General features: G+C 68.1%; 8 protein-coding genes and 1 tRNA gene. 3 read left to right on the top strand and 6 right to left on the bottom strand.

What is annotated here, in order from left to right; translation table 11 throughout:
- Nucleotides 1-6 precede the first annotated feature (6 nt).
- The 5 genes from AC4D14_RS11655 to AC4D14_RS11675 form a co-directional block, all read right to left on the bottom strand.
- Nucleotides 7-636, bottom strand: a complete 630-nt coding sequence (locus AC4D14_RS11655; protein WP_490902451.1) for a bacterial proteasome activator family protein — start codon at nucleotides 634-636, stop codon at nucleotides 7-9.
- A gap of 150 nt (nucleotides 637-786) precedes the next feature.
- Nucleotides 787-996, bottom strand: a complete 210-nt coding sequence (locus AC4D14_RS11660; protein WP_490902453.1) for a YbdD/YjiX family protein — start codon at nucleotides 994-996, stop codon at nucleotides 787-789.
- The gene (locus AC4D14_RS11665; protein ID WP_490902454.1) at nucleotides 996-3,272 is read right to left on the bottom strand and encodes a carbon starvation CstA family protein; all 2,277 of its coding nucleotides are present in this window, start codon (nucleotides 3,270-3,272) and stop codon (nucleotides 996-998) included. The genes AC4D14_RS11660 and AC4D14_RS11665 overlap by 1 nt, the downstream gene beginning before the upstream one ends.
- A 197-nt stretch (nucleotides 3,273-3,469) precedes the next feature.
- Entirely contained in the window at nucleotides 3,470-3,679 is a 210-nt protein-coding gene (locus tag AC4D14_RS11670; protein WP_490902455.1) for a hypothetical protein, read from the bottom strand.
- Nucleotides 3,680-3,753: 74 nt separating this feature from the next.
- On the bottom strand, nucleotides 3,754-4,746 hold the full coding sequence (locus AC4D14_RS11675; protein ID WP_490902456.1) for an NAD(P)H-quinone oxidoreductase: 993 nt from the start codon (nucleotides 4,744-4,746) through the stop codon (nucleotides 3,754-3,756).
- Nucleotides 4,747-4,808: 62 nt separating this feature from the next.
- Here AC4D14_RS11675 and AC4D14_RS11680 point away from each other — a divergent pair.
- Nucleotides 4,809-4,896: transfer RNA gene (locus AC4D14_RS11680), tRNA-Ser, on the top strand.
- Between the two features lie 279 nt (nucleotides 4,897-5,175).
- Nucleotides 5,176-9,633, top strand: a complete 4,458-nt coding sequence (locus AC4D14_RS11685) for an ExeM/NucH family extracellular endonuclease (RefSeq protein ID WP_490902458.1) — start codon at nucleotides 5,176-5,178, stop codon at nucleotides 9,631-9,633.
- Between the two features lie 90 nt (nucleotides 9,634-9,723).
- Here the strand turns inward: AC4D14_RS11685 and AC4D14_RS11690 are convergent, their stop codons facing one another.
- Nucleotides 9,724-11,688, bottom strand: a complete 1,965-nt coding sequence (locus tag AC4D14_RS11690) for an FAD/NAD(P)-binding protein (protein ID WP_490902459.1) — start codon at nucleotides 11,686-11,688, stop codon at nucleotides 9,724-9,726.
- A 71-nt stretch (nucleotides 11,689-11,759) separates the two neighbouring features.
- On the opposite strand from AC4D14_RS11690, the gene AC4D14_RS11695 reads away from it, so the two are divergent.
- Complete coding sequence (locus AC4D14_RS11695) at nucleotides 11,760-13,847, top strand: prolyl oligopeptidase family serine peptidase (RefSeq protein WP_490902461.1); 2,088 nt, start codon at nucleotides 11,760-11,762, stop codon at nucleotides 13,845-13,847.
- Nucleotides 13,848-13,856: the final 9 nt, after the last annotated feature.

The raw sequence follows: 13,856 nt of genomic DNA on the forward strand, positions 1-13,856 counted from the left end.
GTAGTACTAGAGGTACTGGCCGGGACGGCGGGAATCCGGCGGGTGTGTTTCGTCGTGGCCCCGGACGGTGACGCGCTTGGGTTCGCCATCCTCACCGACCACGATGCCCGGGCCGATCACCGTCCCCGGCGGAAGCTGGCGGAGTTGAAGCTTCGCGGCCAGCTGCTGGTTTGCCATCTGCTGGGCGGCAAGGGCAGTTTGGATGCCATGGAACAGGCCTTCAAGCCAGCCAACGAGCTGCGCCTGGGCCACCCGCAGCTCGGCGTCGGTGGGCACCGATTCCCCGTCGAAGGGCAGATTGATGCGCCGGAGCTCGTTCACCAGTTCGGGCGCGAGGCCGTCCTCAAGCTCGGTCAGGGACCGGTCATGGATTTCGGCGAGGCGTGTGCGGCCGGCATCGTCGAGCGGGGCCGAGCGCACTTCCTCGAGGAGCTGCTTGAGCATCGTGCCGATCCGCATGACTTTCGCAGGCTGGTCGACGAGTTCGGCGAGCGTGGCCGGCCTGCCCTGTTCAGGGGCCCCGGGTGCCGCCTCGGGGCCGCCGGCCTCCGGCATCGTCTCCTGGCCGCCGTCCTCCTGCACCGGCCCGGCAGGCGGTGGAACGCTGCTCGATGGGCTCCCTGGCTGTTCACTCATGTGCCTATATTCTCACGCCCACCGCCTGCCCGACCGGGAAGTGACGTTCGACGGGCACCTGCACCGCGGGCCCGCCGGCCGCGTTAAGGCAAGAACCGGCCGGAGACTCCCCGTGGGGAATCTCCGGCCGGCCCGGATGCCGAGGTGCGCCTAGCAGCAGCGGCCTTCGGGGTTGCTGTCCTGACGGTCGGTCTTGTCCCGCCAGAACTCCCGCTCGCTCATTGGCTTCTTGCTGCTGTGGGTTGCAGCATGGTGCTCGAGGTACGCCTGGTAGGCGTTTTCGCCCATGACCCCCTTGAACAGCCAGGCCAGTTCGCGGGCGGTTTCACGCGCCTTGCCGAAGACGGTTGCCGTGCTCATCAGTGCCCCGACCTCACCGGGCGCTTGTTGAGCTCAAGGGCGTTCCACTGCCGTTCGAGCTCCTTCTCCGCCGGAGTGGCGATCAGGCCGGACGGTGCGTAGGAGCGTGAGGGAACGGCGGGATCCTCCATGCTGGCTCCCCCGCCGTTGCGGTAGGCCTTGATCGTGGCGAGGATCGCCGTGATGATCACGATGATCGCCAGCGTCACGAAGACGATGGACAGGGTGCCCTGGATGAAGGTGTTGGTGACCACCTTCTCCATCGCCTCAACCGTCGGGGCGTTGCCGAAGCTCTGCTCGCCGGCAGCAAGGGCGTCCTTGAACGCGTTGTGCTGCGCCCAGTAGCCGATGGCGGGCACCGGGGAGAAGATCTTCAGGAACGACGCCGAGATGGTCACCACAGCGGCGAAGGCCAGCGGAAGGGCGGGGATCCACAGGTACTTGAAGGCCCCCTTCTTCGCGCAGATTGCCATGCAGACGGCCAGCGCGATGGCGGCGAGCAGCTGGTTGGCGATGCCGAACAGCGGGAACAGGGTGTTGATGCCGCCCAGCGGGTCGGTGACGCCCATGATCAGGATCGCCCCCCAGCCCGCGACCATGATCGCTGTACACACCCAGGCCCCTACCCGCCAGGAGGTGTCCTTGAAGCGCGGGACGAAGTTGCCGATGCTGTCCTGGAGCATGAACCGGGCAACGCGGGTCCCGGCGTCGACTGCGGTGAGGATGAACAGCGCCTCGAACATGATGGCGAAGTGGTACCAGAAGGCCATCGCCCCGGACCCGCCGAACAGGCCCTGCATGATCTGGGCGATGCCGACGGCGAGGGTGGGTGCCCCGCCGGTGCGTGACACAACAGATTCCTCACCGACATTGCCGGCCAGCTGGGTGAGCGCCTCGGGTGCGAGGTTCACGCCGGTCAGCCCGAGGCCGTTGACGAAGGCGACAGCGCCCTCCACCGTGCCTCCGGTTGCCGCCGCCGAGGAGTTCATGGCGAAGTAGATGCCGCGGTCGATCGAGAGCGCCGCGACGAGCGCCATGATCGCGACGAATGACTCCATGAGCATTCCGCCGTACCCGATGAAGCGGGTCTGGCGTTCCTTTTCGATCAGTTTCGGCGTCGTTCCCGAGGCGATCAGTGCGTGGAAGCCCGAGAGGGCACCACAGGCGATCGTCACGAAAAGGAAGGGGAAGAGCGGGCCGGGGACGACCGGGCCGGTGCCTGTCGCAGCGAATTCGCTGACCGCCGGCACGCTGATTTCCGGACGGGTGATGATGATGGCCACGGCCAGCAGCACGATCGTCCCGATCTTCATGAACGTCGAAAGGTAGTCACGGGGTGCAAGGAGCAGCCAGACCGGCAGGACGGCGGCGATGAACCCGTAGATGATGATGCCCCAGGCGATGGTGACGCGGTCGAGGGTGAAGAGCGCGACGCCCCACTCGGTTTCGGCGATCCAGCCGCCGGCAACGATGGCGAGCATCAGCAGGACGAATCCGATCAGTGAGACCTCGGTGACCTTGCCCGGCCGCAGGTAGCGCAGGTAGACGCCCATGAACAGCGCGATGGGGATGGTCATGGAGACCGAGAACACGCCCCACGGGCTCTCACCGAGGGCGTTGACGACGACGAGGGCGAGGATGGCCACGATGATGATCATGATCGTCAGGGTCGCGATGAGGGCCGCGGTGCCGCCGACGACGCCAAGCTCCTCCCGGGCCATCTGGCCCAGCGAGCGGCCGCCGCGCCGCATCGAGAAGAACATCACGAGGTAGTCCTGCACCGCACCGGCGAGGATCACTCCGAAGATGATCCAGAGCGTGCCGGGGAGGTAGCCCATCTGGGCTGCGAGGACCGGGCCGACGAGCGGGCCGGCGCCGGCGATCGCGGCGAAGTGGTGTCCGTAGAGCACGCGGCGGTCGGTGGCGACGTAGTCCTTGCCGTCGGCCTTGTACTCGGCGGGAGTGGCCCGGCGGTCGTCGGGCTGGAGCAGCTTCCGCTCGATGAACTTCGAGTAGAACCGGTAGGCGATGAAGTAGGTGCAGACAGCCGCGAAGACGAACCAGATGGCGTTGACTGTCTCACCCCGGACGATGGCCAGCATCACCCAGGCGATGCCGCCCAGCAGTGCGATGCCTACCCAGATGGCGATCTTGGCCGGTGTCCACCGGCGGTCCTCCGCGTCAGCCACCGCCGCGTCGATTGCGGTGGGCGGAAGGTCGGGGTCGGTCTTGAGCACTCCTTCGTGCCCGTGCGCCCCGTTGTGCTTCTCACTCATGGTGCTCCCTATGAATACGAGTGGTGTGATGCACAGAAAGGTAGCAACGTACTGAGGTGCGCGTCACATCTCAAGGCCTTCTCCGGGGTTTAGTCGCCGAAAGGCCGTGGATCTGCGGCGAACGACGCCGCTCCGGCATGCCCGTGCGTCCCCCACCCCGTGGTGCGGGCGGGGAGCCAAGGGTCGACCGGTGGGACCTACCGGTCGTCGTCGTTGGCGTTTGAGCCTTCGCTCAGGCTTGAGTGGGTCCGGGTGCGTGGATCTTCGCCCTCGTTGGCGGTGTCGTGCGGCCCACTGTCAATGCCGTCGGGCACCTGGTCGGCAAGGTTCTGGGTCAGGCTTTCGGCCGCCTGGGACAGTCCGCCCTTGTTGTCCTCGTTTTCATCTGCCGGGGTCTGGTTCGACACGGAGTTCCTCCTCGTCATGGATGCCGTTCGGATGCCTCAAGCTTTCCACTGTTGACGGGCTTTCGGAAGCACACTTACGGACCGGCGGGGGACGCTTCGACGGCGAGCAGGATCTTTCCCGTGTGGTCCCCGGAGTCGAAGTACGCGTGCGCTGCCGCGGCCTCGGCAAGGGGGAAGGTCCGGTCCACGAGGGGCCGCACCCGGCCCTGTCCGACGAGTGGCCACACATGCTCCCGAACGGCGCTCATGATCCGCGCCTTCTCGCTGACGGAACGTGGCCGCAGCAACGTGCCGGTGAGCCAGGCACGCTTGGCCAGGAGCGCACCAAGGTTGAGTTCGGCCGTCACGCCGCCCTGCAGCCCGATGACCACCAGGCGCCCGCCGTCGGCGAGCGCCTCGATGTTGCGCTGCAGGTACTTGGCGCCGATGACGTCGAGGATCACGTCGACACCCGCCCCGTCCGTCGCCGAGACAGCCTCGGCGACGAAGTCCTGGTCGCGGTAGTTGATGAGCGTCTCGGCCCCCAGCGATGCGGCGAGACGCAGTTTTCCGGCGGATCCCGCCGTGACCAGCGGAACCGCACCAAACTCGCGGCAGAGCTGTATCGCCATCGTGCCGATCCCGCCCGCGCCTCCGTGGATCAGCACCCGCTCCCCGGCCTTCAGTCCGGCCGTCAGGAACAGGTTGGAGTAGACAGTGGCGGCGGCTTCGGGCAGGGCGGCGGCTTCGACGAGGCTCACGCCGCCGGGCGCCTCGAGGACCTGACCCGCCGGAACGGCGACCCGCTCGGCGTAACCCCCGCCGGCCAGGAGTGCGACGACCGCGGCGCCCTCACTAAAGCTTGACCCGTTCGGGTCGGCCACCCTGCCCGAGACCTCAAGGCCCGGATAGTCGGATGCGCCGGGAGGCGGCGGATACACGCCGCGGCGCTGCTGCACGTCGGCACGGTTCAGGCCGGCGGCAACCACCTCGATCAGCACCTCCCCCGGGCCGGGCACGGGGTCGGGAACCTCGCGCAGTTCGAGGCTTTCAGGCCCTCCGGGACGGCTGATCACTACGGCTTTCACTGGCTGTGTCCGATCGCATAGGGATTTGGGGGGAGCAGGTTCACCATGAAAGACTACTGAGGGGAAGGTTGTCCGAGCGGCCGAAGGAGCTGGTCTTGAAAACCAGTGGGCGGTTACCCCGTCTCAAGGGTTCGAATCCCTTACCTTCCGCTCCCTGAGAAACGGTTCCGGCTTCGGCCGGGGCCGTTTCTGTTTAAGTACGGTCGGCCCCCACACTCCCCCTTCTGTCAAGGATTCGGGAAAAAAGCAGCGCGGGATGGCGCATGCTCTTCCCTTCCTCGTCATCGGGAGTTAAGGATGATCTGGTTGACTGCTCGCGAACCACGAATGTCACATGCGTCACTTATTCTTGGCGCAGATCCACCCGGCCAATAAGGCCGACCCCCACTCACGGCTGTACCCAGCCAGAATTACTGAAAGTCGGACCGAATGAAAAACTCGCCATGGAAAGGCGCGCTGAGTGCGGCGCTGGCGGTAGGAATGCTCGCCACACCGGGGGCAGCGCTCCCGGCGGCCGCGGAGGAAGCAACCCCCGCCGCCGGAGCATCAGTTCTGATCAACGAGGCCTATGTCACGGGCGGCAGCGATGGAGCGCCGTTCCGCAACAAATTCATTGAGCTCTACAACCCCACCGACGCCGCCGTGAACCTCGACGGCTGGTCGCTCCAGTACCGGTCTGCGACGGGCACGGCGGCCCCGACCGGCACCACTCCCCTGACCGGCACCATCCCTGCCCGCGGCCACTTCCTGGTGCAGGGTTCAAGCAACTCAACCCATGGTGCGCCGCTTCCCGCCCCCGACGTCGTGGGGAACCTCAACTTCAGCGGAAGCTCCGGAACAATCCTGCTCGCCCGCCAGAGCGCCGCCGTCAACCCGCTGGCCACGCAGTCGGTCGTCGGGCACGCCGTCGTGGCTGACCTGCTGGGCTACGGCACCTCGAACACCTTTGAGGGCGCCGCCGCATCAGGACCGGGCGGCACCCAGAAGTCGATGAACCGCGCAAACGGCGCCGACACCGACAACAACCGGGCGGACTTTGCGCTCTCCAGCACGATCACCCCCACCGCCTCGTCGGCGACTCCCACCGACCCGCCGACCGATCCGCCGACTGAGCCTCCGGCACCGGTGCCGGCGGTGGCCATCCGCGAGATCCAGGGTTCCGGGGCTGAAACCCCGTTCAAGGGCAAGACTGTCACCACCCGCGGCAAGGTGACTGCGGCCTACCCCACAGGCGGCCTCGCAGGGTTCTACCTCCAGACCCCGGGCACCGGCGCGGCCGCGGACCAGGGCGCATCAGATGCAGTGTTCGTCTTCTCCCCCGCCACCGTCGGTTCTGTCGCCGTCGGCGACCATGTCGAGGTGACCGGGACGGCCGGGGAGTTCTTCTCCCTGACCCAGATCACCGTCGCCGCGGGAGGGCTGACCAAGCTCAGCGAACCCGCCGAGGAAGTCAAGGCTCCGTCCCTTCCCCTTCCGGCGTCCGCGGAAGCCCGTGAGGCGCTCGAGGGAATGCTCCTGACCCCCGAAGGCACCTTCACCGTCGCCGACAACTACTCGCTGAACCAGTACGGCGAGGTCACGCTCGCGGCCGGCACCAAGCCGCTCCTGCAGCCCACCGAGGTCGCTCCCCCGGGCACCCCCGAGAACGCCGCAGTGGCCGCCGACAACACCGCACGTTCGGTTCGGCTCGACGACGGCGCAACGACCAACTTCCTCAACGACGCCAACCGGAACAAGCCCCTTCCCTATCTCACGCCGGACCAGCCGGTCCGGGTGGGCTCGACGGCCACCTTCACCTCGCCCGTCGTCCTTGACTACCGCAACAGCGCCTGGAAGTTCCAGCCGGTCGGTGAGTTGACCCCGGCGACTGCCGGAACCCTGCAGCCGGTCGCCTTCGCGGGCGAGCGCCCAGCCGCTCCCGCCAATGTCGGAGGCAACCTCAAGATCGCCTCGTTCAACGTCCTTAACTACTTCCCGACCACCGGCGACCAGCTCACCGGGTGCACTTACTACACCGACCGCGCCGGCAACCCGATCACCGTGCGCGGCGGGTGCGACGCCCGCGGCGCCGCGAACGCGGAGAACTTCGAGCGGCAGGAGGCGAAGATCGTCTCGGCGATCACCGCTCTCGGTGCCGACGTCGTGACCCTCGCGGAGATCGAGAACTCCGCGAAGTTCGGCAAGAACCGCGACAACGCGCTCGCCACGCTGACAGCCGCGCTGAACGAGCGCAGCCCCGGTGTCTGGGATTACGTCCGTTCGCCCGCCGCGCTGCCTGCCCTCGAGCAGGAAGATGTCATCCGCACGGCGTTCATCTACAAGAAGGCAGCGGCCGTTCCGGTCGGCGAGTCGGTCATCCTCAACGACAACACGGCCTTCGCCAACGCCCGCAAGCCGCTCGCGCAGGCGTTCGAGCGTCCCGGCGGCGGCGCGGAAACCCGCTTCCTCGCCATCGTCAACCACTTCAAGTCGAAGGGTTCCGACCCCAAGACCGGCGAGAACGCCGACACCGGCGACGGCCAGGGCGCCTGGAACGCCGCCCGGGTGCAGCAGGCCACCGCCCTCGTTGGCTTCGCCGACAGGATGAAGGCCGAGGCGGGAACCGAAAAGGTGTTCCTGACCGGTGACTTCAACGCCTACTCCGCCGAGGATCCCCTCCAGGTGCTCTACAAGGCCGGCTACCTCAACCAGGGCGAAAAGACCGACAAATACTCCTACATCTTTTCCGGCCTGAGCGGCTCGCTCGACCACATCCTCGCTTCACCGGCCGCCGATGCGACAGTGGCAGGGGTGGACACCTGGAACATCAACGCCGGCGAGTCGGTCGCCCTCGAATACAGCCGCTACAACAACAACATCACCAACTACTACTCCCCCGACCCCTACCGGGCCAGCGACCACGACCCGGTGATCGTGGGGCTGAACCTCGACGCCGCCGACGCGACGACCGAGCTGAACCTCCTGAACATCAACGACTTCCACGGGCGCATCGACTCCAACACGGTGCGGTTCGCCGGAACCGTTGAGAAGCTCAAGGCCGACTTCCCTGAGGGCAGCTCCGCGTTCCTCTCGGCCGGTGACAACATCGGCGCCTCGCTGTTCGCCTCGTCGCTGCAGCAGGACAAGCCGACGCTGGACGTGCTCAACGCTCTTGACCTGCGTGCCTCGGCCGTTGGAAACCACGAGTTCGACGGCGGCCTTGCCGACCTCACCGGACGCGTCAGCGACACGGCCAAGTTCCCCTACCTCGGGGCGAACGTCTACGCCAAGGGCACCGAGGATCCGCTGCTCGAGGAATACGCTCTCCTGGAGGTGGGCGGGCTCGACGTCGCCGTCATCGGCGCCGTCACCGAATCCACGGCAACCCTTGTCAGCCCGGCCGGCATCGCCAACGTTGAGTTCGGCGACCCGGTTGAAGCAGTCAACCGGGTGGCCAAGGAGATCGAGGCGGCCGGGCTTGCCGACGTCATCGTTGCCGAGTACCACGACGGCGCCGGCGACGGCGTTGCCGAGGGCGGAACGATCGAGGAGGAGGTCGCCGCCGGCGGGACCTTCGCCGACATCGTCACCCTGACCACCCCGCTCGTCGACGCGATCTACACCGGGCATACGCACAAGCAGTACGCCTGGGATGCGCCGATCCCCGGCGCCCCCGGGGAAACCCGGCCGATCCTGCAGACCGGGTCCTATGGCGAGTTCATCGGCCAGATCACGCTGACGGTCGACAGCAGCACGGGCGACGTGGAGTCCTACGCCGCGCGGAACGTCCCCCGGACCACCGACAGCAACGAATCCCTCGTCGCTGCCTACCCCCGGGTCGCCCAGGTGAAGGCAATCGTCGACGCCGCGCTGAAGGAGGCAGCCGTGATCGGCGGACAGCCGGTCGCATCGGTCACCGCCGACATCACCACCGCATTCACCGGAACCACCCGCGACGACCGGTCCTCCGAATCGACGCTGGGCAACCTGGTTGCCGATTCGCTGAAGGCGAGCCTTTCCTCGGCCGAGCGGGGCGGGGCGGAGATCGGCGTCGCCAACCCGGGAGGCCTTCGCAACGAGCTCTACTACGGGCCCGACGGAGTGATCACCTACGCCGAAGCCAACGCGGTTCTCCCGTTCGTGAACAACCTGTGGACCACCACCCTGACCGGTGCGCAGGTCAAGGAACTCCTTGAGCAGCAGTGGCAGCCCGAGGGGAGCTCGCGCTCCTTCCTCGCGCTGGGGCTCTCCAAGAATGTGAGCTACACCTTCGACCCGGCGCTGGAGCGTGGTTCGCGTATCACCTCGGTGACCGTCAACGGCGAGCCGATCGACCCCGCCCGGGGCTACCGGATCGGGACGTTCAGCTTCCTGGCCCAGGGCGGCGACAACTTCTCCGTCTTCGCCCAGGGCACCGGCGTCAAGGACTCCGGCCTCGTCGACCGCGACGCCTGGATCTCCTACCTGAAGGACAACAGCCCGGTGTCGCCGTCCTTCGCCCGCCGCGGGGTTGTCGTCGAGAACGCACCGAGTGCGGTGCGGGCCGGCGAAGCGGTGTCCTTCGGGGTGTCCCGCCTGGACCTTACCTCCCTCGGCAGCCCGGTCAACACCTCGTTGAGCGCGGCCTATGTCGGAAGCGACGGCACAACCACGCAGCTTGGGACAGCTCCCGTTGCCGCAGGTGCTGCCGCCGTCACCGTGACCGTTCCTGCGACGGCGTCGGGCGCGGGGCGCATCGTGCTCACCGCGGCCGAGTCCGGAACCACCGTGACGCTCTTCGTCACCGCCGAGCCGGGAGCCGTCAAGCCTCCGGTCTGCGGTAACGGAAACGGCAAGGGTGGGGAAAAACCGGGGAAGGGCGCCGATAAGCCGGGCGGCCCGAAGTGCACCCCGCCCGGGAGGCGCTGAACCGGCCTGATCCCTCAGCAGTCGCGTTGAGTTATCAGATCACCACCCCACGGGACGCCCGTGGGGTGGTGATCTGCTATTTGGGAAGGGTCAGGCCTGGTGTTCAGCGGTTTCGCGGGGCTGCAGGGCCCGAAACGAGGCGAGCAGCGCGGCGGCGATGTCGTCGGCGTCGCGCAGGGTACGTCCGCCCGCGTCGAGTGGAGCCCCGGCCTCGGCGGCGATCGCCGTCCCCCACTGCACCGACGCCAGTTGGAGGCCGAGCACGTACAGGTTGGCCTGGGGCTCACCCGTGCCGCTCACGGGGCGGTACGGGGGCAGCGTGACGTCGAGGCCGGCGGAGAGCACCGGCACGCCGTCTTCGGCCATGCGCAGCCGCGGCCGCACAATGCCCTCCTCGACCATCTGCCGGAGCAGCACGGACAGGCTCGTTGACACCTGGTTCGCCGGCATCATCGCCTCAACGAGGTAGCCCGCCGTGAAACCGGTGCCCGCCACCCACGGCGAGGACGCGCGGAAGATTCCGTCATCCGGGTCGATTCCGAACTTGGGGTTCGGCCCAACGAATTCGACGAGCCCTGCCCGGGCCAGGGCGGCGAGCTGGGCGATACGCAGCGGCGGCGGCCCGCTGGCGAGCCCCTCGACGAGCGGTTCGAACCAGCCGCGCAGCTCGGCGTCCCAGGCCGCATCGGTCAGCCCGCCGTCGGCCACCACCTGCTTGATCACCGACCGGCCCGCGTTGAGGGCGCCGATGGCCATCTTCAGCGGATCGTCCTCCCCGCGGGCGGAGCTTGCGGCGTCTTCGTCAAGGTAGTCGATGACGGCGGCGGTGAACGCCGCACTGCCGGGGAACCTCCGACGCGCGAACGGCTGGGCCAGTGCCTCGACGTCGAGCCGCAGCTTCACGGGCAGCGCGCCTTCGAGCGCCGCCTCGAGTGCCGCCTGCCACCCGGGACCGGGGATGTCGAGGGCCGCGCGCAGCTCGGCGAGCACGGCGGGGGCGGGGCGCAGGAACACCTCGGGCTTCACCCGCGCGAGCGTGGAGTAGTAGGCGGCAATGACATCGCGGTGAAGCAGGGGCCACACGTCGTGGTCGAAGCCGGGCTGGATGCCCGCGGCTGCGAAAGCACCAAGCGCCTCGAGGGTGCAGTACCGGAGGGTGACGCTGCGCGGCACGTACGAGTCGATGACGGCCTTCGCCCGGTAGGGAACACCCCTGCGGGAGGCGGCGATGAGGCGCGGTTCCTTCCCGGACGGGATGTAGCTCAGGCGCCCGTCGGGGCCCTCGGTGAACCTGCCGCCGCGGCCTTCGGACAGCTGGATCATGACGTCGAAGAAGTTAAGCCCCAGCCCCCGGACGAGCACGTCCTTGCCGGCCGGAAGGCGTTTCCAATCGAGGTCGCCGGGGACGGCCGGCGGCCAGTACTGGAGTCCGTGCCGGGCCGCGCCGTCCTGGAGTTCGCTCTGTTCCGGGCTGAGCCGGGCCGGCAGGTGCCCCAGGGCGAGGACGACGCCGTCGGCGCTGAGCCGGGTTCCCCCGCCGAGGGTCAGGTCCCAGCGCGGGCCGGTCCGGGTGAGCGCAAGCACTTCATCGGCGTGGTGGACCACCCGTACGCCCTCGCCCGGATCCGCCGCGAGTGCCGCGTAGACCCAGGCGAGGTACCTGCCGTACAGCGCCCGGCTGGGGAAGTCGGCACTGCCGAGGCGTGCGGCCTCGGCCGTCTCATCGGCGGTCAAGCCGTCGATGGCTCCGGCGGCCGCCGCTTTCCGCCACTTCTCGAAGTCGAAAGGGACACGTGAGGCAGGGACCTCGCGCGCGGCACCGCGGACGGGAACCACAGTTGGGTAAAGGGCGGGGGTGTTCATGAGGAAAAGCCGCGACTGGTCGGTGCGCCAGACATGGCCGGGCCCGGGCGGGAACGGATCGATCACGTGGATGGTCAGCTTGCCGGAGGGCACCGGCTCGGCACGCCACCGGGCGATCAGCCGCTCCACGACGGAGGTGCCGCGCGGCCCGCCGCCGATAACGGCAACCTCTGCGCCCTCCATGGTGATCATCCGCCAAGCTTATCGAACGTGCACGGACCGCCTGCACCCGCTGCCGGGCCGGGCCTGCATAGGATGGCCCAATGAACAGCACTCCGGCACCGCACTCGGACGCCCCCGACGACGAATTCCTCTGGCTCGAAGACATCTACGGGGACAAGCCGCTCGACTGGGTCCGGTCGCACAACGCCGTCACCGAGGACCGGCTCATCACGCCGGAGTTGCTTAAGCTCGAGCAGGACATCCTCGCGGTGCTCGACTCCACCGAGCGTATTCCCCTGGTGGGCAAGCGCGGGAACCACTACTACAACTTCTGGCGCGACGCCGCCAACCCGAAGGGGCTATGGCGCCGCACCACGTGGGACAGCTACAACTCACCCGAACCGGAATGGGAGGTGCTGCTCGATGTCGACGCCCTCAGCCGGGCCGAAGGCGTTGACTGGGTCTGGGGTGGGTCAATGTTCCTGCGTCCACCCGAGGGCGAACCGTACCGGCGGGCCCTGGTGGCTCTCTCCCCCGACGGCGGCGACGCGTCCCGGTACCGGGAGTACGACGTCGACTCCCTTACCTTCGTGGCGGACGGCTTCGACATCCCCACGGCGAAGAGCCGGATCAGCTGGGCCGGGCCCGATGCCCTGCACGTCGCCACCGACTTCGGGCCGGGATCGATGACCTCGAGCTCCTACCCCCGCACCGTCCGTACCGTGCGCCGCGGCGAAAGCCTCGAAGACGCCCCGCTGTACTTCGAGATACCCGAAGAGCACATGATGGCGGTTGTCGTCCACGACTCCACCCCCGGCTTCGAGCGCGACATCGCGGTCGACACGATCGACTTCTATTCACGGCGCACCCACCTGCGCAATAGTGACGCGTGGGTGCAGCTCGATGTGCCAGACGACGTCGATGTTTCCCTCCACCGGGAGTGGATCGCTTTGCGCCCGCGCACCGACTGGGCCGTCGGCGGAGCCGTTCACCAGGGCGGATCCCTCCTGGTGATGCCGCTCGAGGCCTTCCTTGCCGGAGACCGCGCCTTCACCACGATCTTCGCCCCGGACCCGGCGACCTCCCTCCAGTCCTGGAGCTGGACACGGAACTACCTGCTGGTGAACCTCCTTCGCGATGTCTCATCGGAGATCCTCGTGCTCGACCCGGCCGACGGCTGGTCCGCTTCCCCCCTTGGCGCCCCCGGCCTGTCCACCGTCGACGCCTATGCGGTTGACGACGAAGACGAGGACGCCGGCGACGACTACTGGCTGATCGCTACCGGTTTCCTGACCCCGTCGACGCTGCACCGGGGCGCGATCGGTGCCGGGAGCGGCCCGGTGAAGGCCGCTCCGTCCTTCTTCGACGAGGACCGGTTCGCGGTGGAGCAGCACTTCGCCGTCTCCAAGGACGGGACGCGCGTGCCCTACTTCCAGGTGGCGGCCAAGGACCTGCGGCTCGACGGCGGCAACCCGACCCTCCTGTCCGGGTACGGCGGCTTCGAGCACGCCCTGACCCCCGCGTACAGCGGCGTGATCGGGCGCGGCTGGCTCGAGCGCACCACCGAGGACGGCCGCCACGGGGTCTACGTCCTGGCGAACATCCGCGGCGGCGGGGAGTACGGCCCGGGCTGGCACCGGGCCGCGCTCCAGGAGAACCGTCACCGCGCCTTCGAGGACTTCGCGGCCGTCGCCGAAGACCTCGTGGCCCGTGGCGTCACCCGACCGGAGCTGCTTGCCGCTTCGGGGCGCAGCAACGGCGGCCTCCTCGTGGGAAACATGCTGACGAACTACCCCGAGCTCTTCGGCGCGATCTCCTGCGGTGTCCCGCTGCTGGACATGCGCCGCTACACCAAGCTCTCTGCGGGCTACTCCTGGATCGCCGAGTACGGTGACCCGGACAAGCCCGAAGAGTGGGAGTTCGTCCGCACGTTCTCCCCGTACCATCTGCTGCGCGAGGGCGTCGCCTACCCGAAGACCCTGATCTGGACCGCGACGAGTGATGACCGGGTGGGGCCGGTCCAGGCGCGGAAGATGGCGGCGCGCATGGAGGCGATGGGAGTGAAGAACGTCTGGTTCCACGAGGCGCTCGAGGGCGGCCACGCCGGTGCCTCCGACAACCGGCAGGCGGCGCGGATGCACGTGATGACCTTCGAGTTCCTGTGGAAGGCACTGACTGGCGTCCTGTAACCGGGGGCG

The organism is Arthrobacter sp. TJ-254 (genome assembly GCF_058269175.1).